Source organism: Lactobacillus sp. IBH004, assembly GCF_026185255.2.
GTDB lineage: Bacteria > Bacillota > Bacilli > Lactobacillales > Lactobacillaceae > Lactobacillus > Lactobacillus melliventris.
This window is the reverse complement of sequence record NZ_CP110217.2, coordinates 418258-441015: the sequence shown is the minus strand read 5'-3', so window position 1 is coordinate 441015 and position 22758 is coordinate 418258. Positions and strand designations below refer to the sequence as shown.

The 22758-nt window shown below is 36.2% G+C and carries 21 protein-coding genes; 3 read left to right on the top strand and 18 right to left on the bottom strand.

Features of this window, described 5'->3' with window-relative positions:
* Window positions 1–19 precede the first annotated feature (19 nt).
* On the bottom strand, window positions 20–1939 hold the full coding sequence (locus tag LDX54_RS02085; protein WP_265667007.1) for a fructose-specific PTS transporter subunit EIIC: 1920 nt from the start codon (window positions 1937–1939) through the stop codon (window positions 20–22).
* 1 nt (window position 1940) lies between these two features.
* Window positions 1941–2870, bottom strand: coding sequence for a 1-phosphofructokinase (pfkB, locus tag LDX54_RS02080; RefSeq protein ID WP_046324419.1), 930 nt, complete (start codon window positions 2868–2870; stop codon window positions 1941–1943).
* 120 nt (window positions 2871–2990) lie between these two features.
* On the opposite strand from pfkB, the gene LDX54_RS02075 reads away from it, so the two are divergent.
* A complete protein-coding gene (locus tag LDX54_RS02075; RefSeq protein ID WP_265667008.1) occupies window positions 2991–3752 on the top strand; it encodes a MurR/RpiR family transcriptional regulator in 762 nt (253 codons plus the stop codon).
* Window positions 3753–3809: 57 nt separating this feature from the next.
* Here LDX54_RS02075 and LDX54_RS02070 read toward each other — a convergent pair whose 3' ends face one another.
* Window positions 3810–4805, bottom strand: coding sequence for a tagatose 1,6-diphosphate aldolase (locus LDX54_RS02070; RefSeq protein WP_265667009.1), 996 nt, complete (start codon window positions 4803–4805; stop codon window positions 3810–3812).
* Between the two features lie 142 nt (window positions 4806–4947).
* Entirely contained in the window at window positions 4948–7797 is a 2850-nt protein-coding gene (locus LDX54_RS02065) for a TIM-barrel domain-containing protein (protein WP_265667010.1), read from the bottom strand.
* A gap of 199 nt (window positions 7798–7996) precedes the next feature.
* Here LDX54_RS02065 and LDX54_RS02060 point away from each other — a divergent pair, with 199 nt between their 5' ends.
* Complete coding sequence (locus tag LDX54_RS02060; protein WP_265667011.1) at window positions 7997–10015, top strand: hypothetical protein; 2019 nt, start codon at window positions 7997–7999, stop codon at window positions 10013–10015.
* A gap of 70 nt (window positions 10016–10085) precedes the next feature.
* Here the strand turns inward: LDX54_RS02060 and LDX54_RS02055 are convergent, their stop codons facing one another.
* From LDX54_RS02055 to phnD, 14 genes are all read right to left on the bottom strand, one after another.
* Window positions 10086–10487 (bottom strand): PTS sugar transporter subunit IIA, encoded by a 402-nt coding sequence (locus tag LDX54_RS02055; protein ID WP_110445659.1) that lies wholly within the window; start codon window positions 10485–10487, stop codon window positions 10086–10088.
* A gap of 63 nt (window positions 10488–10550) precedes the next feature.
* Window positions 10551–11369 (bottom strand): PTS system mannose/fructose/sorbose family transporter subunit IID, encoded by an 819-nt coding sequence (locus tag LDX54_RS02050; RefSeq protein ID WP_046324414.1) that lies wholly within the window; start codon window positions 11367–11369, stop codon window positions 10551–10553.
* Window positions 11356–12279 carry a PTS sugar transporter subunit IIC gene (locus LDX54_RS02045; RefSeq protein WP_046324413.1) on the bottom strand — a complete coding sequence of 308 codons (924 nt, stop codon included), beginning with the start codon at window positions 12277–12279 and terminating at the stop codon, window positions 11356–11358. Before LDX54_RS02045 ends, LDX54_RS02050 begins: the two co-directional genes overlap by 14 nt.
* A gap of 10 nt (window positions 12280–12289) precedes the next feature.
* Window positions 12290–12778, bottom strand: coding sequence for a PTS sugar transporter subunit IIB (locus LDX54_RS02040; RefSeq protein ID WP_046324412.1), 489 nt, complete (start codon window positions 12776–12778; stop codon window positions 12290–12292).
* 164 nt (window positions 12779–12942) lie between these two features.
* Window positions 12943–14109 carry an SIS domain-containing protein gene (locus tag LDX54_RS02035; protein ID WP_265667012.1) on the bottom strand — a complete coding sequence of 389 codons (1167 nt, stop codon included), beginning with the start codon at window positions 14107–14109 and terminating at the stop codon, window positions 12943–12945.
* A 23-nt stretch (window positions 14110–14132) separates the two neighbouring features.
* The gene (locus tag LDX54_RS02030) at window positions 14133–14849 is read right to left on the bottom strand and encodes a GntR family transcriptional regulator (protein WP_265667013.1); all 717 of its coding nucleotides are present in this window, start codon (window positions 14847–14849) and stop codon (window positions 14133–14135) included.
* A gap of 153 nt (window positions 14850–15002) precedes the next feature.
* Entirely contained in the window at window positions 15003–15248 is a 246-nt protein-coding gene (locus LDX54_RS02025) for a hypothetical protein (RefSeq protein WP_233558034.1), read from the bottom strand.
* 26 nt (window positions 15249–15274) lie between these two features.
* A complete protein-coding gene (locus tag LDX54_RS02020; RefSeq protein WP_122037289.1) occupies window positions 15275–16693 on the bottom strand; it encodes a PTS transporter subunit IIC in 1419 nt (472 codons plus the stop codon).
* 20 nt (window positions 16694–16713) lie between these two features.
* A complete protein-coding gene (locus LDX54_RS02015; RefSeq protein WP_045927619.1) occupies window positions 16714–17028 on the bottom strand; it encodes a PTS fructose transporter subunit IIB in 315 nt (104 codons plus the stop codon).
* An 11-nt stretch (window positions 17029–17039) separates the two neighbouring features.
* Window positions 17040–17528, bottom strand: a complete 489-nt coding sequence (locus LDX54_RS02010) for a PTS sugar transporter subunit IIA (protein WP_122037288.1) — start codon at window positions 17526–17528, stop codon at window positions 17040–17042.
* A 335-nt stretch (window positions 17529–17863) separates the two neighbouring features.
* Window positions 17864–18439, bottom strand: a complete 576-nt coding sequence (gene lacB, locus LDX54_RS02005) for a galactose-6-phosphate isomerase subunit LacB (protein WP_110445650.1) — start codon at window positions 18437–18439, stop codon at window positions 17864–17866.
* A 12-nt stretch (window positions 18440–18451) separates the two neighbouring features.
* Window positions 18452–18880, bottom strand: coding sequence for a galactose-6-phosphate isomerase subunit LacA (gene lacA, locus LDX54_RS02000; RefSeq protein ID WP_110445649.1), 429 nt, complete (start codon window positions 18878–18880; stop codon window positions 18452–18454).
* A 21-nt stretch (window positions 18881–18901) separates the two neighbouring features.
* A complete protein-coding gene (locus LDX54_RS01995) occupies window positions 18902–19657 on the bottom strand; it encodes a DeoR/GlpR family DNA-binding transcription regulator (protein ID WP_174795242.1) in 756 nt (251 codons plus the stop codon).
* 291 nt (window positions 19658–19948) lie between these two features.
* A complete protein-coding gene (gene phnD / locus LDX54_RS01990) occupies window positions 19949–20878 on the bottom strand; it encodes a phosphate/phosphite/phosphonate ABC transporter substrate-binding protein (RefSeq protein WP_265667014.1) in 930 nt (309 codons plus the stop codon).
* An 802-nt stretch (window positions 20879–21680) separates the two neighbouring features.
* Between phnD and LDX54_RS01985 the strand changes: the two genes are divergently transcribed.
* Entirely contained in the window at window positions 21681–22643 is a 963-nt protein-coding gene (locus LDX54_RS01985; protein ID WP_265667015.1) for a D-2-hydroxyacid dehydrogenase, read from the top strand.
* Window positions 22644–22758 lie beyond the last annotated feature (115 nt).

The window sequence follows — 22758 nt, the reverse complement described above, 5'->3', positions numbered from 1 at the left end:
CCAGACTCTTTTTAGTATATTAATTATTTTCAAACAAAGCCTGAATTTCTTCAGGAGTGTTGGCCTTTTTAAGGCTTGCAATAAAGTCTTCATGAGTCAACAATTTAGCAGTATTTGACAAGTATTGCAGATGAGCATTGCTATCAGTTTCTGGTATTAAAAAAGAAATAACTGTATCAATTTTCTTGCCATCTAAAGATTGCCAATCAATTGGCTCTTTGAGTTTTAAGACTATCATTGAAGACTTGGCAATTGCAGCTGACTGAGCATGGGGAATTGCAAAGCCATCAGTCATACCAGTTGAGCCTTCTTTTTCACGTTTAAGATAGCTATCGTAAACCGCATCACTATCATTTGCTAATTGGTTTTTGACAGCAAAATCAGCCAGATATTTGAGTGCATCATTACGACTAGTAACAGCAACACCAACTTGAATGTTCCTTAATTCAAGAATATCACTGGGCTCAAAAGCTTCTGTATTAATTTCAGTATTTTGATTAGTTACATTGGCCTCGCTAGGTGCAACAGTAGTTTCTGCTGCTGCAGCCAGCTTATCTTTTTTATCAAATCTGCCGGCAATTAAAGCCAATAGCGCTCCTGAAATAGCAGCTCCAATGAGAATCCACAATACCCATAAGAACGGTTTATTAACTAATGGTAAAACAATAAAGCCACCGTGAGGAGCAGGAACACTAATTTTCGTTATGTAAGTTAAAACCGATGCTACAGCAGAACCAACCATAAACGCCGGAATATTCCATAATGGGTGTTTAGCAGCAAAAGGAATCGCGCCTTCAGTAATATGAGTTGATCCCAGTAAAAAGTTGACATAGCCAGCAGCCCTCTCACTCTTTGAATATGCTTTGCGATTCATTAAGACCGCAAAGCCCGTAGCTAGAGGTGGAGCGATACAAGCCGCAGAAACACCAGCCATAAAGTAATAGTTTCCTTGTGCTAACAGCACGGTTCCCGTAACGTATGCCGCTTTATTAATTGGTCCACCAAAGTCTGCCGCACACATGATGCCAATTATGATACCTAACAGTGCAGGATTAGTATTTTCAAAACCTCTAAGCCAGGACATTAAACCAACGTTCAATGCTTTAATTGGGGTATTTAACAAATACATAATTGATCCCGTGATTAAAACCCCGAGAACAGGTAAAAGAAAGATTGATTTCAAGCCTCTAAATTTATCATCTGGCAGTGGTTGAAATAGCTTCTGCAAGCCTAAAACAACGATCGCAGCTAAATAGCCACCAACGATGGCTCCCAAAAAGCCACCGCCACCGTTGAAGGTGATAAAACCGGCAGAAAGGCCTACTACAAAACCCGTCCGTTGCGCCAAAGCTTCAGCAATATAAGCTCCTAAAACTGGAGCCATTAAGTTCATAGTAGTACTGCCGACTGTATTTAGCATTGCAGCAAATTGATTGTATTCGCTACTTTTTGGATTTGCCGAATCAATTCCCCAGAAGAAGGAAATGGCCATTAGCACACCACCTGCAACGACAAACGGCAACATGTGAGAGACGCCATTCATTAAAGAGGTATAAATTTTATTACCTAGCTTTTGCTTTCCTACACTATCTTTATTTGAACTCTTGGCTGCCTGACCCTCTTTATAAATAGGAGCTGCTAACGCTTTTTTGATTAAAGCATCTGGTTCCTTTACGCCTCTGGCAACAGGAACAACAACCAGTCTCTTTCCTGCAAAGCGATCCAAGCCAACATCAATATCAGAAGCAACTATCACTGCTTGAGCATCTGCAATTTCCGTACTAGTCAGATTATTTTCGATGCCCGTTTGACCATGTGTTTCAATTTTGATAGTATAACCAAGCTTTTCAGCCGCTTTTTCTAAGGCCTCTTCTGCCATAAATGTATGAGCGACACCGGTTGCACAACCAGTAGCACCCACTAAATCATAATTAGCCACTTTATTTCATCCTTTCTTCCACTGAAATTTGCGGTAATAACTCATCTAAAGAAAAATCTGTCAGTCCTGTGCGACTAGCGGTATCGCTACCCGCGGCAACAGCCATTTTAAGAGCAGCACTAACTGGTTTGTTCTTTTCCAAAAAGGCAATAAAAGTACCCAACATGGTATCTCCGGCACAAGCTGAATTAACCACTTGTATTTGCGGAGCATTGGCAAATAGAACATGATGTTTATTAATAAAAGCAGCGCCATCAGCACCTAGAGAAACTAAAACATTTTGACAACCCAATTTGATTAATTTCTGAGCCAATTCGACCGTTTTTGCGGCAGTCATCTCACCCTCATAATTGAAGAAGGCAGCGAGTTCACTATCATTAGGTTTAAGTAAAAACGGCCGGTATTTTAAAGTATCAATTACTTCTAGGTAACTACTGTCAATCACAAATTTAGCCCCCTGTTTTTGGACTAACTGAGCCAGTTGGACTAAAAAGTCTGGTTTTATACCCCGAGAAAAACTACCGGAAACAACTACCATATCATCCTTAGTTACTGTGCTTTCAAGATAATCCAAAAATTGATCTTGTTTATCTGAACTTACTACTGGTCCCGGATTAACTTGTTTGTATTCTGTACCTTCGTCTAAAACATCCGTAAAGACATTAACTCTAGTAGGTTCTTTTACCTTTAAGAAATTAGTTTTAATACCCTTCTCTGCTAAACCAGAAATGACATAATCTAATGTAAAGCCACCACCAATTCCTGTGGCCACACTATCTATACCTAGTTGCTTTAAGATAAATGAAACATTGACCCCTTTGCCATTAGGTTGTAATTCAAATTTTTCAGTTCTATTAACTACCTTCGGTTCCAGCTTCTTAGTGACAATTACTAAATCAATTGCTGGATTCAACGTTACTGTATAAATCAAAGATTTCTCTCCCTTTTTTTGCCTTTTGTATTATTATAAAGACAAATATGTGTAACGTTTTTCTGAATTGACAGCGTTTACTATAATAAAAAGAAAAATATTTACAAAAGGAGCACTTAAATGTCAACAAAAGAACTCTCAGCAGCAGAATTGCATCTTTGGAATATAGTCGAAAATAATCCCCAAAAGATCGCTAATATGTCAATAGTAAAGTTAAGTCAATTCGCGAATGTCTCGACTGCAACAATTGTACGCACCATGCAAAAGATGGGCTATAGTGGTTACACCTCTTACCGTGAAACTTTGAAACTAAAAAGCAATTCAAATTCTACTTTCAGTGTGCTAAATGATGCTGATGATAAAATCAGAAGCGTCATTACTAAAAATGAAATTGAAATGAACAACACGCTGCACAATTTGAGCTATAGCACAATCGAAGATAGTATTTCATTGACAAAACAAGCTAAAATCGTTTTTATTTTTGCTCGTGGTTTGTCTGAATCAATTGCTCACGAAATGATGGTCAAATTACAATTAACCGGAAAATACTGTGAATTTCACTCAGATCCAAATATTATCAAGACAATTGCCAGCAAGATTAAGAAGGATTCGTTAGCAATTTTTATTACCTTAAACGGAGAAACTGAGGAATTAGTAACTGCAGCTAAAACCTTAAATAAAAATGATGTTCCAATTTTGACATTTACAACTAACTCATCAGGCAGTATTTTGCCTTTCTCCACTTTAATTTTCACTGGCTACAAATCAAAAACTAACTATTTTCCTAAATATGAGGTTAGATCACGCCTGCCACTGCAAATAATGACGCGCATCTTTTGTGACGCTTATTCGGTTAGATGTGATTTTTACAAGAGCAAATAAAAAGCCTTCTATACTTTAAATTAGTATAGAAAGCTTTTTTAAGTTTGAAAAATTCAGTTATTCAGCAACTTCCAGCTTATCACGCCAGGATTTTGCACCTTTAAGAGCTTCATTTAAGTTTTCGATATTCTCTTTACCATGAGTAGATAACCATTTTCTACCTGCTTCTTCACTTTCAGCAGCGAACGGTTTAATGGCTGGTTTCCAAGTAGCACGACCACAAAGAACACCGTTAAAGTCAGCTCCAGCTTCTTCAGCCATTTTAATTTCAGCGATAAATTCTTCACTGGTTACACCAGCTGATAAGAAAATATAAGGCAAGTCAGTTATTTCAGACTGCTTTTTAAGCAGATTCTTGGCTTCTTCTTGAGTGTAAACAACATTGTTGTCACCGTTAAAGCCTTCGACGAATTTAATGTTAAACGGAATTTCAACTTTAAGGACAGTTACACCATATTCAGGCTTTGAAAATTCTTTCATTGTCTGCAAAACTTTGTCAGCTTTAACCTTGGCAAATTCTTCGCTCTTGGCGTCAGGAATGTTAGCGTCATAAGTCAAAACTTCTAAGAATAAAGGTAACTCATTGGCCTTAGCTTCTGCACCAACTCTTTCAACAAAAGCTTGCTTTTTATCATTAATTTCTTGGCCCTCATCAGGATCATAATAAACTAAAAACTTAATGGCATCTCCGCCTTCATTTTTAATTCTTAATCCGGATTGATTAGCAATTAAGTCAGGCATTCTTCCTGGTTCAGTCGTATCATAACCGGTTTTTTCATAAGAAAGTAATAATCCGCAATTCTTATCTCTAACTTTGGTAGCTGGTAAGCCATACTCTGGATCAGTCAAAATAGATGAAGCATATGGGGTCAGCTCACTAGATACTGCTTTTTTAAAATCAACGATAGTTGTTTCATCAGCAGGTTTGTTAGCAGCCTCTGCTAACATCTTTTTCAAAGAGCCACGTTGGTCAATTGCCAAAGCACTAATTATGCCATCAGTAGTTGACAAGTTTGCCAAATGTTTGGCAACTGCTGCAGAAATTGTTTTCATTATATATCTCCTTTAACATTATCTTTAATCGCACAATTATTATTATATACTGATAGTTTAGCCTTTTAAAGAAAAGCAGAAGTTTTAGTAAACTTTTTCACAATTACAAATAATTTAGAAAAAATTTACTTTAAATACCAAATTATTTCTTTTTAGAGTTAACAGCTTTCTTGGTCTTGCAAATAATTTTTGCTCCCCAAGAAGAAGCTGTCAGTTCTTTAATTTCTCTAACTTGAAAAGTATGTGTCGTTTCAGGCTTCAAGTTATTTAACGTAAAATCTGTTTTTTCAATATTAGAATATAGCAAACCATCGATTTTTAACTGATAACTGTCACAGCCAGGTACTGGCTGCCAAGATACTGTAATAGAATTTGAGGTGGTTTTTTGATCATTTTGTGTTAAATTAGCTGGAACTATTAGAGCCTCATTTTTTAGCGGCAGTTCATTAACTGGTACTGCTGTCGAAGCGCTGTCTGTAATTTCAACAGTGATTTCATTTTGACACACATTCGTCTGTTGCAGTTTTATCCTTAAAAATGTCTGCTCCAAATTTGAGTTAAATTCTGCTAAATATGGATTTGTCAGATAATGCTGATCGAAATAGTAGCAGTTATCATGCTTTTGAAAATCCGCTAAATTTTCTGCTTCAGTTAAATGAACTTCTTTATTACCGATCAGAACTGCGATTGTCCTTGGTACTTTATTAGTTTTAATGCTTAACTCAGTTGTCTTTTCAGGGTCAAACTTTGCATAAGTACCTTGAGCTTTATTAATTTTAATGGTCAAATTGGAGCCCCGTAAACTACTGCTAATTTTAGTTTGGACATATCTATCTTGCTTATATTGGGCAGAGAAGCCATCATCTTCATAGACATTAAAATTGCTAGTACCACTGGGATAAATCACAAATTGCCGCATCTTTTTTAAGTTGAGGTATTCCTGCGGCGTGTTAGTTGCTGGTGCTACTGGGATAATGGCTCCGGCTTTAACAAATACCGGCAGTTTCCACAATGGAGCGGCAAAATTGTTAATTACTTGTCCACCTTGATATTCCTGACCAGTGAAATAGTCAATCCAGATTTGTTTTTTATCAGGCAAATAGATTTCGTTTCTGACATCATTTCCTTTCTCATCGCTGGTAGTGTTTTGATAAATTGGAGCAACTAAGAAATTATCTCCCCATAAATACTGGTACCTGACCAAATTTGTATAAAATTCTGGAACATTAGGGTACTCCAAAAACATGGCACGTACCATTGGTTTACTAGTAAAGGTGGCCTGGGCAGCAATACTATAAACATACGGCAGCAACATTGATTTCTGCTTTAAATAAGCACGATTCAGTTTAGTTGTGATCCCGCCAAACGCAAATGGATTCTTAGGATTTTTGCCCCAGCCATCCATGTTCAGCTGAATTGGTGTAAAGGCCTTCCACTGATAATCTCTAGTATTAACAATCGGGTTTTGCCCACCAAAAATACCATCCATATCCGAAGCAACATTAGGTTGGCCTGATAATCCTTCACCGATATAAGTTGGTATTTGAAAGCGAATATACTCCCATTCGCCACCAACTTCATCTCCTGTCCAGACTGTACTAGTATTCTGCGTTCCTGCCCAACCATCAACTGTAATAATAAACGGCCGCAACTGATCGCCTTTAATTTTAGCAATCATTTTAGCTGTACTTTGCGTGGCATTTAATCCAAACGAATAACCATGGCCAACCCATGCTTCATCCGTCTTAAGTGCAGTTACTCCGGCAACTAGTTCCTTTTCAAAATCGCGATCATCCGGCTTAGGATTTTCAGGATCAACTGGTGCTAAATTTTGCTGCGTCCATAATCCTACTTGCACGCCTTTGCTATTAGCATATTTGACAAACTCCGCTAAGTTCTTAAGATTTCCTGCTAGAGTATCCGTTTGCCCATAACCAGCTCCATAGCCGTCATTAGGCAAAAACCAACCTATAGGCATATCATGCTCAAGGTACTGGTCAAGCATTGCCCGGGCACTAAATTGATAGGAAACCCCGCCATGTTCGCCGTTCAGCGTTTCCCTAATTGACTTTGGCTTTAATTCTGCAGGCAAATCTTTTGGTTGATACTCCCTGTAATACTTACCATCCGGATATTTAATAGCACCCTTTTCTTTAGAGTTAACTTCTACCCAATAATCCCGGTTATAAGCATTTAAATGAGCTTCATAAAAACCAAAAATTGGTGTTAAAGCCGGCTGGCCAGTTAACTGATGATAAGCACTGAGCAATTCATAAGCCGAATCCGCAAAGAAATAGACAGCATCGAAGCGTTTTTCTTCGTGAGCAGTCGTAATTTTATTGTTAGAAGCGCTGTCAAAATCGTAATGTCCGGGTTTAAAAGTATTACGGATCACGCCATAACCAGCCGTTGACCAGTAAAAAGGATTAGGAGATGCTACACCATGATCAACCCAGTTATTGGTATTAACAATTGCAATTTTTTCTCCTGCTAGTGTGAAACGCCCGTTTTGTGTGCCTCCACCAAAGTAATTACTATTGCAATCAACTAGGGTTTGGACTGTTAATGAATTTGTTAATTCAACTGACTTTGCTTCTTGAAAAATCGTCTTGCCATTTTTAGTGACGTCTAAAGTAGCTGAGTTTTTGTTTAAATTAATTTCAATTATACCCGTATCAATTTGCCAACCGGTATTGGTAGCATGAATACTGGCACCATTCATACCGCAAGAATCATAAATATCTTTCACAAAAATTTGAGCATGTAAGCCAGCTTCTGATTGTTCTGGTTCTTGAAACTTTTGAGTCGGATCAATATATAATCTGAATATTGTTGAGTCCAAGATATAAAGGCGAGCTGTCAGCCCGTTTTGATAGTTAATTTCAAAATAACCTGATTGCTTAGTCACATTAGTGATAGCTTGCAACTTCAAGTTACTAAAATCGGTTACCTGATTTGTGTCATTTTTATTAATAGTGCTCTCCTCCTTCATATTAAAAGAAAATTAATCTTAATTAGAAATGTTTGATAGGATTGATTATATGCTAAATCAGGGTAATGATAAATAGCTATATATAAAATTATTGTCCAACCACTTATTTGTCTTTCTCTTTAAAACTCAAGGTATACAGCCTTAAATTATGCTAGAATTAAGATAAGATATACAGTTATTTTTATATAGGAACAATAATATGACATTTATTTATACATTAAGATATATGCTGGATCCAAGAACAAATACGCCAGCAAAAGACGAAAAATTAATTGATTTTGTTAAAAAAGGCCGAATTGATGATGTAGCCTTTTTCATAAATGGGGAAGAATTAAACCACAGTCACTTAACTAAAGCAGAAACACAAGTCTGGCTAGATGCCATTAAGCCTTTACAAAAGAAATTATCTGATATAGGTGTAACTACTAGTTTAAACCCGTGGACAACTATTATGCACTCCGATCGGGGCTATCGGGTTAATCCTGAGATTGGTTTCAATACTTTTGTTGACATTGATGGTAATAAGGCTAAGGATATGGCTTGTCCTGCTGATCCTACATGGCGCAAATATTTGGCTGCCACTTATGCCCAGTATGCCAGCATACATCCCCGCCGATTATGGTTAGAAGACGATTTTCGCCACTATAATCACACCCCTTTAAAATTGATGTGTTTCTGCGACTATCATATGCAACTGTATAATGAAAAATTAGGCAAAAAAGAAACACGTGCTGAATTTGTTAACAAGATGTTGCAACCGGGAAAACCCACTAAGGAGCGCCAAATTTATCTGGATCAAGCACGTCAAGAAATGATTGAAAATGAACATCTAATTGAGCAAGCCGTTCATGAAGTCAGCCCCGAAACAGATCTGGCACAGATGACTTCATACCCTGACTGGCACGCTCTAGAAGGTCGTGATTGGGAAAAATTGTTTAAGGCTTTAGCTGGTGAAGGTCATCCCAAGGTGGCTCGGCCCCACCTACCTGCTTACAATGAAGTTGCGCCTCTAGCATATGGTAGAAATTTTGAAGAGTATACTCGTATTACCGCTGCTTTTTTAGGAGAAAATGCTGAATTTTACCCTGAATTAGAAAGTTATATGTATTCCCCTCTAGTCAAATCAAATGCATTTACTGCATTTCAAATTATCACTGCTGCTTTAATCGGAAGTCAGGGAATCCTACTCAACTTATATGACATGATGGGTAATGGTATCAATGAAAGCTGGCATTACGCTGAAATGCTTGCTGACATCAAACCATTTGTTAATCAACTATTAGAAAATCGCCTGCCGCTAGATCATTTAAGAGGGATTAAAGTTCTGGTTGATCAAGATTCCAGTTATCACTTACAAACTACTGCCGGCAAAAATGTGGAGGAACTTTTGCCCCACGAAAAAAATTGGGCTAGTCTACTAGGTGCTTTTAGTTTTGCTACAAGTATTTTACCTGTTAATCAAAAAACTTCATTAGAAAACGAAATTATTGCTGTTTCCGGGCAACTTTTACGTAATCTGGCAAATGACCAGATTACAGCATTGCTCAAAAAGAATTTGGTATTGCTTGATGGCGAGAGCGTGCAAGTTTTGCTTGACCGCAATCTGGGTAACTTATTGCACGTTAAAAATGCTGAGTGGCATCCAGTTCGCACCAATTATCAATCCTTTGAACAAGCCGACGGACACATTGTTGATGGCGTCAAAAATCCACGAATAACAATGTTGCAACATACTGGTAATTATTTAAAAATTGAATATCAGCCTCAAAGTGATGTAAACGTATGGTCATTTGCGTACAACTCGATTGATGAAAAATTGGGCAACGTTATGGCTGTTATTGATCAACATATTATTGTTTTACCTATGGATCAAGATCCACGCCACGGTTGGGACTCCCAATTTACCACGTACAAGCAGGGTCTGCTCCAGCAAATGCTTGACAGTATTAAGCCTGTAGACTACTTAATAGGAATGCCTAATGTTAAGCTCTTGGTTGAAAACGATGGTCAAAAAGCTTGGCTCGCTAACTTTACATTAGATGGTTACCAGCAAATAAAATGGCATCTGGCAACACCACTTGTAAGTAATGATGCAACAATAGTTAGAAAAGTTGGTAATTCAGTTAAGAAGACAAAAATTCATATTAATGTTGAAAATGGCATTGCTTTAATAGATGAGCCTTTAGCACCACTTGAAACTATTCAAATACTGTTTTAAATTAAATAAAAGCCAAAAATAGCGCCTAGTCTCTTTGTTTAGAACTAGACGCTATTTTTTTATTCAAATTCTACTTTTTCATATTAGCTAACATTGCAGTAACATCAACGATACCAGCTTTACCTGCTGTCACATAATCGGATGCTGCACCGCTCATTTGACTGTTGAGCCATTCAATTACCAGTGGTAAATTCATTCCCGAGATTAAGTGAATTTTTTGACCACCCATAATCAGACGACTAACCACATTGGCTGGAGTTCCACCCATTAAATCGGCGAAAACAGTAATATCTTCGATATTCATTCCTGAGATCTGCTCTTCAAATTTTTTCTTAAAATCATCAGGACCTTCAGATGGAAGCAAACATACCGTATGTACGTGCTCTTGTTCGCCCATAATTAATTCGGCACTGGCTTTTACGCCCTCAGCCATTTTGCCATGACTAATTAAAATTAATTCTTTTTCTGCCATACTTTATCTTTCTATTTAATACTTTATACTATCAGCTTTACTTAAAGCAATTACTATATTTAATTATATCTTAGCGATAACTCCAAGGCCACCTAAAACAATACATAGTATTAAAACAATAAAGATTGCTTTGGTTGATGTCATACCCTTCTTACCAAGAAGCCAGTAAACAAAGCCTACAACAGCTGCTGGCAATAATTTAGGAAGGATCATGTCCAAATTATTTTGAACATTCATAGTAACTTTACCAATTTGAGGTGCCCAGGCAAACTTAATGTTAACCATAGTAGCAACAAGGGCACCAACCATGAATACACCCAAAACAGTAGCGGAATCAGTTAAAGCGTTTAAACGGTCTCTCATGTCAGTAACTAGAGAAACACCTTTGTCATAAGCAAAGTGAAGTTGCTTCCAACGGAAGACACAGATCAAAAGGCAGGCAATAACCCAAATGATAACACCAACTGGGTTTCCTTGAGTTGCCATTGAAGCAGCTAAAGCACCAAAAATAGTTGGAATTAAAGAAGCGAAGATAGAGTCACCGATTGCGGCAAATGAACCCATCAAACCAACTTTAATACCAGTAACGGTGTCTTTTCCTTCAACACCCTCATTTTCCTCTACGGCAAGATCAAGACCAGTGATGATTGTATTAAAGAAGTTAGAAGTGTTAAAGAACTGCATGTGAGTCTTCATCATTTCCTTTAACTCTGGAGTATCATCGCCATAAATTTTTCTCAATTGGGGCAAAATAGTGTATAGATAACCACTATTCTGCATTCTTTCATAGTTCCAGCCTAACTGGAAACCAAACAAAGATCTCCGGTTAATTTGATTGAAGTCTTGTTCAGTTAATTTATATTTAGGTTTAGAGTTCGTCATCAGTAATCTCTCCTTCATCGTCATCAGAGCTTGAACTTGCATTATTACTTTGACCTTCAGTACTTTGTGCTTGAGCAGTACCTTTATTTATCGGAATATTCTTGTAATGCAAAATTGCAAGAGCTAATCCAAGCATTGCAATTGCAAGCATTGGCAAGCCATTGAAAATAGTAGTGAAGCCTTTGTTAACAGCTGTTAAGCCTGTACCCAATGCTTGCATTCCACTAAAGAGAACTGAGAACAATGTCGTAATTGTAAAGCCCAAGATCAAATATGCTGCATGTCTCTTAACTGGCAAGTACCGGAGCAAAACAGCAAAACCAACTGCTGGTAATGTGGCACCAGCAACAGTCAAACCATTACCAAGCCATAACAGATCTCCATTTAAAGCATTTGCGATCTGCTGTACTAATCCTTGACCAAAGGCCAATGCGATAAAGACAGGAACAGCACGTGAAAGTGACCACGGAATTGCACCGTATAAAACATTTCTTTCAACTGCCTTATAGTTAATCTTGTCTTGATCAATCAAGTGATCAATTCTGTGTGAAAAGTAGGTGTTGGCAAACCTTGCCAAAACGTCCAATTCAATCATAATAGCAGCAACTGGAACAGCAATTGAAGAAATAGCTGTTTGAGGACTCATACCTTTAATACTAGTTGAAAATGCTGTAGCTAAAACTGTACCGGTAGTAGCGTCAATTCTTGAAGCACCACCAAAAGTACCGATACCTAAAACTGTCAACTGCATTGATGCACCGATAAACAGACCGGTAGGCAGATCTCCCATGATCAGACCTGCGATCAACCCAGCACCAACTGGTGTGTTTAATGATGAATAAATTTGCAATTCATCTAAAATTTCTAATCCTGCATACAACGTAAGCAGTAATATTTGCCACCAAGCCATTTTTCTCCTCCTACTTCATCTTTTCATTAATCAATTTCATTAAATCCCGTGACTCAACACTAGGATTTAATTGGGCAATTAAGTTAACGCCTTTGCCAGAAATCTCTCTAAAAATATCGGCTTCATGCTCATTGATATTAACTTGCTTAGTCAATTCAGTAGTATCATCTTGTTTAGACATGTTACCAACATTGATTGTGTCCAGCTTAATACCCATGTTAAGCAATTCAAGAAACTTATCTGGTTTCTTAGCTACCAAAAACAGTCTCTGTTTGCCATAACGTTCTTTCTTCAGGTGATCAGCAGCTATTTCAGTTGGTAAAACACTTAGCTTAGTAGTCATAGGTGTAGCCATTCTCAAGCCGCTTTTTTGGATGTCATCCTTAGCTGCCTTCTCATCAAGAACAATAATCCGTTCTACTTGCAACTGAGGTGTCCACAAGTTTGCCACCTGACCATGAACCAAGCGTTCATCAACTCTCGCTCCTACAATATTCATATTTCTTCCTCCATATCTTTTAAGGAAATCTAAATATTAACAAAAACGCTTTCAACCCTAATATTAAGGTACCAACCAATTTTTGTCAATATATATTTTGGTATATTTAAAATACCTTTTTTTGAAAACATAATTATACTTTTTTCAATAACAACAAAAGCATATTAATGAAATTCGTGAATTGTGACTCCTTTAACCACACGATTAACCGTGCCTGTTGGAGAAGGTGTATCCGGCTTATTATTAACTTTGATTGAGGTTAACAAAGCAATTGTTTGACCAAACATTACATCGGGTAAAGCCAAATATGCATCTGGCAACAATTCTTTCTCAGCAAACGTAAATGATTTACCTGAGAAGTTTTGTCCTTCTTTCTCCTGCCCCACGGCCATCACTAGCGGTACAATTTCGTCATCTTTAATTTCGTTTAAAATGTCCAAATCATATTGTCTGGTATAAGTATTATTTGAAACAAAATCAAAAACAATTGTCTTTTTGTCCAAAAATGACTTAGGGCCATGACGTAAACCCATTGATGTATCAAATAGTGCTGCCACTTCTCCTGCAGTTAATTCCAAAATCTTAAGTCGCGTTTCTTCAGCAAGACCTCCTAAACTGCCACTTCCTATATAAGTAATACGATTAAAGTCAGTATCAACTAAAGATTGAATTTCATCTTCACGGTCAATGACGCTTTTACCCATCTGTGCAATTTGCTTAACAATCTGCTCTTTTTGCTCATCTGACAATGTATCAAAAACAAGCAGTGCCATTAAGCTCATGCAGGAAAATGAGCCTGTCATGGCAAATCCCTGATCTAGTGACTTTTCCGGCATTAATAAAACTAATCCAGAAGGGTCACCTTTTAAGTCTTGTGCCAAGTGGCCTTCTGGTGCACAAGTAATTGCTATTTGATATAAATTTTTAACTAACTTTTTAGCTAACTCTACAGTTGCTACAGATTCCGGTGAGTTACCACTGCGAGCAAATGATACCAGAATTGTAGAAGTATCTTTTGCCAAATAATCTTCCGGAGTAGAGACAATTTTAGTAGTATCAATAGCTTCAAAGTCATACCTTGTTCTGTCACCATGCTTTTGTAAATATGGCATAATCGTATTCCCAACATATGCACTAGTACCGGCACCAGTGAAAATAACTCTGACTTTGCCGCATTTTTGCTTTATTTCGTCTAAAAATTCGGTAATTTTCGCCTTGTTATTCTGATAAATTGACCATGTTTGTCCCCATAATTCAGGCTGCTGTTCAATTTCGCGAGTAGTAATTTTAGCGCCCATTTTTTCTAATTCTGCATCTGTTTTTGAAAACATAATTATTTTCCTTCCTTATATAACTAAGATAAATCATTATATTGACGTGAACGATAAACGAATTTATCGCCTCTAGCCAAAGAAATTGTAAACTCTACTGGTACATTTTTATCATTAATAGTTTTTCGAAATATTTTTAGACTCGGTGCACCGACTTTCTCAGCCAAATTTTTACTCTCTTCAGAATTAAGACAAACCGCTTCAACATCTTCAAAAGCCATTACACTAATTTGGTTGTATTTTTCTTTCATAACAGTATAGAGTGGCTTAGATTTTAAATCATCAATAACAAGTTCAGGGAATATTTTTTCCGGTAAAAAGGACGTACTGAAAATTCGCGGCTCATTATTAGCAAGACGCAAACGTACAAGCTTGTATGTTTTTTCTGTTGGTCCTAAATTTAGCTGTGCTGCAATATTTTTATCCGGGATAATCAAGTCTAAACTTTGATTTTTAGTTGAAGCCTTCTGACCAGTTCGTTTTAATTCTTCTGAAAAAGAGTACATCCCTCCAATATTAGGCTGATTAAGAAAAGTACTTGAAACAAAAGTACCTTTACCATGAAGACGATAAATCAGTCCCCGTTCTTCAAGATCCAGAAGTGCTAACCTAACTGTATTACGGCTAACCCCATATTTAACCAATAATTGTCGTTCACTAGGTAATTTGGCATTAGGTTTCATATTTTTTATCTGTTTTTCTAAGTCTAAAATTACTTGTCGATAAAGTGGTTTTCCCATTAATACCCCCTCCTCAATTAACTGGTTGATACCACTTAAAGTTTATCAAAGAAAGCGGTTCATTGCAATTTGATTTTAGTGTTTTACAAATAATAAAAATGAAATAAGAAATTAAAAATACCATTAAGAGAAAACCCTTAATGGTATTAACTATTATTTACTTAACTTATTGCCTTTCCAATCATAATATTTTTGACTAAGGCGATTTTTAGGATTATCAAAAACAACGATTCGATATAAAGCATAAATTGTACCAACCATGGCAATTAAGTTTGTTATCCAATTTTTAAGTAAAATCTGTAACAAGTTAACCACAATCACAACAACTGTCCAAAAAAGAATACGATTCCTTCTTGCTTTTTCCTTAGCCGTTACTTTTGTTTTTTTCAATTCGATCACCTTTATGCAAAAAATATTATTAATGACTAGTTATTCTTCTTAGCTGCAGCATATTCTGCATTTCTCTTCTTCATTTGTTTTGCATACCAGATGAACAAGAGAAGGTATACTGCTAAAGCAATTAAGGCATAAACAATAAACATTCCTTGTTGTTTCCAGGCATTTCCAACTAAGTAAGCCAGGAATTTTTCAACTGGTCCTTCCATAGTAGTGTCTGAAACTAATGTATGTGCAGGAATAGCGGCACCAACCGAGTGAGCCATGTTGGTAACAAATGGACCAACCATAGTACCAGCCCAAAGGAAGACAGGTAATTCAATTGTTCCAATAATAATCATCCGAATAATTTTACCACGAGTAACAACTAGTAAAGCTGGAGTAACACCCATAGCAATAATACCGCCTAAAGGCATTAATCTGTTACCAGGTAAAACCATTGCTTCGAGCATCATAATTGGAGCCAAAACATTTGCGGCTGCCCATATTTCAGAACGACCGGCTAAGAATGGCCAGTCAAGTCCAATATTAAAGGTACGACCAGAGAACTTCTTAGTAGCAAAATCAGCAATACCTTGTGATAAAGGTTCTACAGAAGCAATGAACCAGGAACCAATCACAGAGAATAATTCAATACACGAACCACCAATAAACGATAATGTGAACATATCTTTCCAGCCCTGCTCAGTCGCAAAATTATTGCCGGCTAGTAAGGAAACAAACACACCAAGGTAAACACCGATAGCGAATCTACTGCCCCAGAAACCGATTTTTTCATTCAGTTTAGTAGAGTCAAAGTCAAATTTATCAAGCCAAGGCAGACATTTGTCAAAGAACTTGTTAAACACCATGATGATAGGATTCATCATATAGTTCATGTGAGTAGTGGTCATAGGGTTGCTGTCAGGAGCATCTAATAAGTCATTAAATGTTGGTTTCATTAAGTCAGAGTTAATAATTTTCATTGTGCCAATGAAAAGAACTAACAAAGTTGATAACCAAAGAGGAGCACCGACATATACACAGAACAAACCATCAAATGCTAAGTGCCAAACATCGAAGATATCTACATCAAGCGTGTTAGTCTTATTTAATACCAGCAGAACAACGTTTAAAATAATTAAAACCAATAGATAAAACAAGGTATAAGGTGAACCCCAGGTTATAGTAGCAAGTGGTGCCCAACCCATATCCTGCATATCCATGTGGATGCCAGTGTGCTTAACGAATTGCATCATTGGCTTTTGAAATGCTGTAGTCAGCATGTTCATAACATTACCTATCGCTGTAATAGCAATAGCTAATTTCAAGCCACCTTCTAAGGCCTTAGTAAACTTGACACGAAACAGTACTGCAATTAATGTTAGAACAATTAACATTATTGTAGCCGCACCCATATCAATTAAAGGCTTAAAAAGTGAGTTAGCGAAACTAATTATCCCATTCATTTTTATTTCCTCTTGAAATCTTATTTAGCATTAATTTCTTTAACAACTTTTTCAACATTGTCATAAACTGGTTTGGCCATGGCTGGTATACGGTATAAAATTGCTCCGGCATCAATTAACGGAATTTTTGGTTTAAAAGAAAGATCGGTCTTAGCAATTGTCAAATAGCCATCATAATGTGATAAAAGATCTTCATTGACATCCTTAATCATATAGGCATCAACTTTAACGTTATAACCCCGCTTTCTCATTTCTTCCTCAACTGCATCCTTAATTTGGTGAGATGAATTTACTCCAGCGCCACATGCAGCTATAAATTTTACTTCTCTGCTCATAAAAAGCCCTCCTACTTTTGACTAAAATTCTTACTTAAGAACTGATAGATTTTATCAGTTTCAGTAAGATTAAATAATGCTTGTAACTTTGAAACTGGTGTGAGTCTAAGAAAGTCCATAATCTGTGCTAAAATGTTTGCTTGTCCTTCGGGATTGTTATTCAAAATCATAAACAGAAATTTTACCGGTAAACTTTGATCAGGTGCAATCATATTTTTAAAAGGTACTGGTGTTTTTAAAGCAACAGGTACTATCAAACAAGTATTGACAAACTCTCCTTCAGTATGCGGCACAGCAATATTAGGCAATTCCTTTGCAATTGGCGAAGTATCTATTCCTGTCGGGTATTGTTGTTCACGCTGGTTAATTCCATTGAAAAAGCCATCGTTAACCAAATCAAGAGTAAGTAATTTAGCTGAAACCTCCTTAAAAATTGTGGTTGGATCTGTTGCATCACTTACAAACACTGCATTCGCAGAAAACAAGTTATTTTCTTTCACAAATTAGGTCCTCCTTAACAATAGACAAGTTTTCGCTTTTGTTTGAATATGTTAATTTTTGTTCGCTTGTCTATTGCTATTATATTTAATGGCAAAGAAAAATGCAAACGCTTTTTCAAAAAATAAACTGAAAATTTCGTTTAAATCATTGTATTTTCAGCAATTTTTAAGAGAATTAACTTGTTGTGAACAGTTAATTTGATAGTATCTTTGCAAAAATTTCATGTTTATGAATTAAATAAAAAATATTTTTGAATAATAAAAGCCATGACTTTTTTAAGTCATGGTTTTTGTGTGCGATTAAAACTTTAAATTTTTAGATTATTATTTAGCTATTAGTCGTGGTACACGCCTTCAGCCCACTTCTTATTTTCTTCATCAAAGAAGTGTACATTATCCTTTTGATCAGGATTTGGTTTAGCAATACCGTCTATTTTGGCAATTAAATTTTGTCTTTCTGGGGTAGATTCATATTTAGCATTCAAGAATGAATCGACAATATCAAAAATAAAGTCACGTCCTAAAACAATACCACCAAAACCTAGTATATTGGCGTTCAATTCACGCCGAGCATATTCAGCTTGAGCAACATCACCTACCATTGCCGCACGAACTCCCTCGTTCTTATCAGCAGCAGTAGAAATGCCAATGCCAGTACCACAAAGAACAATACCTAAATCTGCACGACCATCGGCAACATCTTCAGCTACGCGTTTACCATAGATTGGGTAGTGAGTTCTAGTATTGTCATGAGTACCTTCATCAATGACTTGGTATCCTTCTTCTTTTAAATGATCAGAAATAGCCATTTTAACAGAGGTTACAATATGATCGTTTCCTAAGGCAATAACAGTATGCTTGTCAACTTTGGGATCAACAAATTCTGGTTGTGGTCTATCGTTATCTAACATTAGTAAGCCTCCTTAAATCATTTCTTCAAGCATATTCAGACGAACCTGATGGCGTCCGCCAGCATATTCTGTATCCAGGTAATGTTGCACAATTGAATAAGCTAGTTTTTCGCCTACGATGCCACTACCTAACGCAATTGCCTTTGCACCATTGTGCATAGCGGTCATATGTGCAGTTCTTTCTTCATTGACGTTTGCTGTAACCATGCCCTTAACTTTATTTGAAGCCATAGCTGAGCCCACACCGTATTCGTCAAACATAATGGCCTTTTTGATACCATTATCTAAGACTTCATGAGTCACCTTTAAACTTGATTCAACAAAGTCCTCTGCGGCTTCCGGCGTAACATCCAAAACATCATAATGGTGTGCTTGCAAGTATTGTTTTACTTTTTCCTTTAAAGCAAAACCTGCCTTGTCACTACCAATGACAACCTTCATAGTCAAATCTCCTCTCAAAAACTATTTATATATAGTCGTAAACTGGCTGTAATGCTTTTCCAACTCAGGTTCAATTCCATGGTTAGTAATTAGTCCATCCACATTGCGCAAATCGTAAAATTGGTGAAAATCACTGTGATCCAACTTTGTATAATCAGCAACAACAAATTTTATTTGAGAACGGTCTAATCCAATACCTTCGGTTTGACCCTCCTCTAAGTTAGCAGTTGTCAAAGAAGTATCTTTAATGCCATTAACGCCGACAAAACCAACAGAAAAAGACATAGTTTTTAACTCATTGTTAGCTAAAGCACCCACAAAAGCTCCACTTATTCTTCTATATGAGCCGCCAACCATAATCAGTTCATAGTCATTCATATTATCTTTTGCAGCTTCAAATACTGGTAATGAATTAGTAACTATTCTCAAATGCTTAACTTTTAGGTTAGCAACAAGTAACTCTAACGTTGTTCCCGGGCCGACATAAATTGAGTCATTTTCGTGGATTAAGTTACAAGCTCTTTTAGCTACTTCATACTTTTCTTTACTATGAATTTCCCGTTTTTGCTGGTAGCTTTTTTCGGTCCGAATTTGATCAGATAATAATTGAGCACCACCATGAATACGCAAAATTTTATTTGCCTTATGCAATTCATTGAGGTCCCGTCTAATTGTCATATCCGAAACTTTTAAAGCCTGTGCCAATTCATCAACTGTAACAAATTTCTGAGTTTTTACTACTTGTAAGATAGTTTTCAGTCTTTCACTCTTTAACATTAGTAACCTACTTCTTAACTAGATTAAGCAACTAACTTAGTCCATTTTTATTATAGTTGTTAGCTTTTGTTTGTCAATGTTTGAAATTGTTCGATGGCTATAGTATGAACTAAAAAGGTTGCAATTTACATTTAAGTTAATTAAAACAATCTGGAGCTTTTTTACAAAATTAAGATCGCAATTATTAAAAAACTTATATTTATCTGAATTTAGTTTATATTTTATCCACAAAAAATGCATCTTTTTAACTTTTGGCTAAAAAGATGCATTTACTATTAATTAATAATCTGACTATTTAGAAATTGACTGAGAAATTTTTTCATATTTGCGCACAGTGTCATAGTCACTATCTTTGGCTTTGACATATCCTTCATGTGAGTAAACACGTTCAATTACTTTCTTACCTTCTTTAGATTTGCCAATTGCAATAAATGCGTTAGCTAATTTTTCCCGGAAGGATTTTGACAAACTAGGAATAACTGAAATAGTGTCATTGGGGATAGCACGAGTATAGTAAATTGGCACTACTTGAGACTTAATCTTAGGATTATCCTTGATTACATTGTTGCGGGCATCTTCAAAAACAAAAGCTGCATCAGTGTCTTTATTTAAAACATTTAGTACGGCTTGATCGTGCCCAGTGGTAGTAACTAATTTGCAGCTGCGAGGAACATCGAATCCCTTTTGCTTTAACTCAGCAATTGGGAAAATATAACCAGATGTTGAGGTTGGGCTTTGAATTGAGATTTTCTTTCCTTTAAGATCCTTCCAGCTCTTAATGCCAGAGTCCTTTCTAACTAAAATCTCGGAATGGAAAGTATGAACTAATTTTTTAGTCCAGTTGCCGTCTGGCCTGCTCAAGCCAAAACGCTCTGACTGTAATAAAACGTCAGCTGCATGCTGTTTATGAGCCTGCACATAGTCATCCCCTGGTAAAAAGCCAACATCTACTTTTTTAGACTTCATTGCTTCTACCAATGCATTACCACTGGTTGAAACTGAAACATGAACTGGGATTCCCAGACGCTTGGATAACATTTTTTCTAATGGCTTTGCCTTAGTTTCTAGCGTATTCGCAGAAACGCTGGGTACGAACTGTACGTTGAGAGACTTTGGTGTACCACTATCGCTTTGCTTTTTTGCTGAATTAGAACATCCGGCAAGTAAAGCTGTACCTAAAACTGCAATAGCACCAACTAAAAACTTTTTAAATTTTGGCATGATTTCCTCCTAATCTGGAAATATTGCAATCAAAAAAGACTTAGCATAATACTAAACATATCAAGCTAAGTCTGTTATTGATCATATTAAAAAACAGCAGCAACAATTTATATAGATAAGAAAGCCGCACTTTCCCCATTGCAAAAGACTCACAAATTTGAGTTAATCCATGCATACGAAGAAAATTACCTCTCTTTCTTATTATATAAAAAATAATAGCACAATATTAAGAGTTATAACAGATGTTTTTCTTTAAAAAATATTCTTTTATTCATTTAAAAAAAGAAAGCGTTTTATTAATCAAAAGATATTTTCATGTATCAATACTATATACTGCTCATGTTTATTTCAAATATTCTGAATTTCTGAAAATACTCCAAATTATATTTTTTTATTTAAATTCTGCTATTTCAATGACCTTAAGATACAACAAGTTAATTTAATTGGTAACTGGACTCAAAACTTTTTGCTTATGGCATTCAATTCAATGATTTAATTTTCTAAAGGATGGATAACTTTGACGTCCAAAATCAATCTATATATTAAATGCCAAAATTTAATTTTAGCTATTATTTGGCATATTAAGCCTTTCATTCATAGCTTCTTTAAAAACTAACTAAAATAAAATTATTTAAGTTTGTAATATTCAATTTGATATAAGGTAGCAAAATTAATAAGGATAGAAATACAGTCATTATTACCTCTCAACTTCTTCCTTATTGATTGTCCTACAATTTATCGTTATGCGTAAAATATGTAGTAAACTTAAGAAGTACAGATATATTAATATGAGGTCAAAAATATGAAAATTGTTAATTTAGATAGCTATGCCTTGAATCCTGGTGATTTAGACTGGACGCCCCTTGAAAAACTAGGCGAATGCACTTTTTATGATCGGACACCAGTTGACGATGATACTAAAATTTTGAAACGTATTGGAGACGCAGAAATAGTTTTAACTAATAAAACTCCACTTGATGAAAAAGTGCTAAAAATGGCACCCAACATTAAATATATTGGTGTGACTGCTACTGGTTATAACATTGTTGACACCAATGCAGCTCGTAAAGCTGGCATTCCTGTAACTAACATCCCTACTTATGGTACTGATGCCGTTGCGCAATTTACTTTTGCTTTGCTACTTGAAATTACCAGTCAAGTTGGCTTACATAACAAATTAGTCCATGAAGGTCGCTGGAGCAGCAACCCTGATTTTACTTTTTGGGCAAAGCCATTAATGGAACTAAATGGTAAAACTTTAGGATTAATTGGCTTTGGCAACATAGCTAAAAAAGTGGCAGAAATCGGTCATGCTTTTTCTATGAATATCATTTTTTGGAACCATCGGCCAAAATCAGATTTACCGAATTACGTTAAGCAGGTTGAACTTGACGAAATTTATCAAAAAGCAGATATCGTCAGTTTACACGTGCCACAAACTCCAGAAACTACGGAAATGATTAATCAAGGGGCAATTAGTCAAATGAAGGACGACGTCATTTTAATTAATACTGCTCGCGGCGGTTTAATTAATGAAGAAGACGTCGCCGATGCTTTAAATGAAGGTAAGATTGCTGCAGCGGGAATTGACGTTGCCCAAAAAGAGCCTATTCCTGCTGACAGTCCACTTCTTTCTGCTAAAAACTGCTACATTACCCCTCATATTGCTTGGGCACCGCGCGAAACCCGCAATCGTTTGCTGGGTATTGTCGTTGAAAATCTGCAGGCATTTCTAAAAGGTGAAAAATTAAACGTTGTAAATTAAATATCATAGTCAAAAGCCAATAATCTTGATTGAGTTACTGGCTTTTTTATTCTTAAAAATCATTTTCCGTGCTTGACCTTGACGCTGCGTCAACCAATATACTTAATTTTGCAAG

Coding starts and splice junctions, on each gene's coding strand:
- LDX54_RS02075 (WP_265667008.1), top strand. CDS start 2,991: ATGTCAACAAAAGAACTCTCAGCAGCAGAATTGCATCTTTGGAATATA.
- LDX54_RS02070 (WP_265667009.1), bottom strand. CDS start 4,805: ATGAAAACAATTTCTGCAGCAGTTGCCAAACATTTGGCAAACTTGTCA.
- LDX54_RS02065 (WP_265667010.1), bottom strand. CDS start 7,797: ATGAAGGAGGAGAGCACTATTAATAAAAATGACACAAATCAGGTAACC.
- LDX54_RS02060 (WP_265667011.1), top strand. CDS start 7,997: ATGACATTTATTTATACATTAAGATATATGCTGGATCCAAGAACAAAT.
- LDX54_RS02055 (WP_110445659.1), bottom strand. CDS start 10,487: ATGGCAGAAAAAGAATTAATTTTAATTAGTCATGGCAAAATGGCTGAG.
- LDX54_RS02050 (WP_046324414.1), bottom strand. CDS start 11,369: ATGACGAACTCTAAACCTAAATATAAATTAACTGAACAAGACTTCAAT.
- LDX54_RS02045 (WP_046324413.1), bottom strand. CDS start 12,279: ATGGCTTGGTGGCAAATATTACTGCTTACGTTGTATGCAGGATTAGAA.
- LDX54_RS02040 (WP_046324412.1), bottom strand. CDS start 12,778: ATGAATATTGTAGGAGCGAGAGTTGATGAACGCTTGGTTCATGGTCAG.
- LDX54_RS02035 (WP_265667012.1), bottom strand. CDS start 14,109: ATGTTTTCAAAAACAGATGCAGAATTAGAAAAAATGGGCGCTAAAATT.
- LDX54_RS02030 (WP_265667013.1), bottom strand. CDS start 14,849: ATGGGAAAACCACTTTATCGACAAGTAATTTTAGACTTAGAAAAACAG.
- LDX54_RS02020 (WP_122037289.1), bottom strand. CDS start 16,693: ATGAATGGGATAATTAGTTTCGCTAACTCACTTTTTAAGCCTTTAATT.
- LDX54_RS02015 (WP_045927619.1), bottom strand. CDS start 17,028: ATGAGCAGAGAAGTAAAATTTATAGCTGCATGTGGCGCTGGAGTAAAT.
- lacB (WP_110445650.1), bottom strand. CDS start 18,439: ATGTTAGATAACGATAGACCACAACCAGAATTTGTTGATCCCAAAGTT.
- lacA (WP_110445649.1), bottom strand. CDS start 18,880: ATGAAGGTTGTCATTGGTAGTGACAAGGCAGGTTTTGCTTTAAAGGAA.
- LDX54_RS01995 (WP_174795242.1), bottom strand. CDS start 19,657: ATGTTAAAGAGTGAAAGACTGAAAACTATCTTACAAGTAGTAAAAACT.
- phnD (WP_265667014.1), bottom strand. CDS start 20,878: ATGCCAAAATTTAAAAAGTTTTTAGTTGGTGCTATTGCAGTTTTAGGT.
- LDX54_RS01985 (WP_265667015.1), top strand. CDS start 21,681: ATGAAAATTGTTAATTTAGATAGCTATGCCTTGAATCCTGGTGATTTA.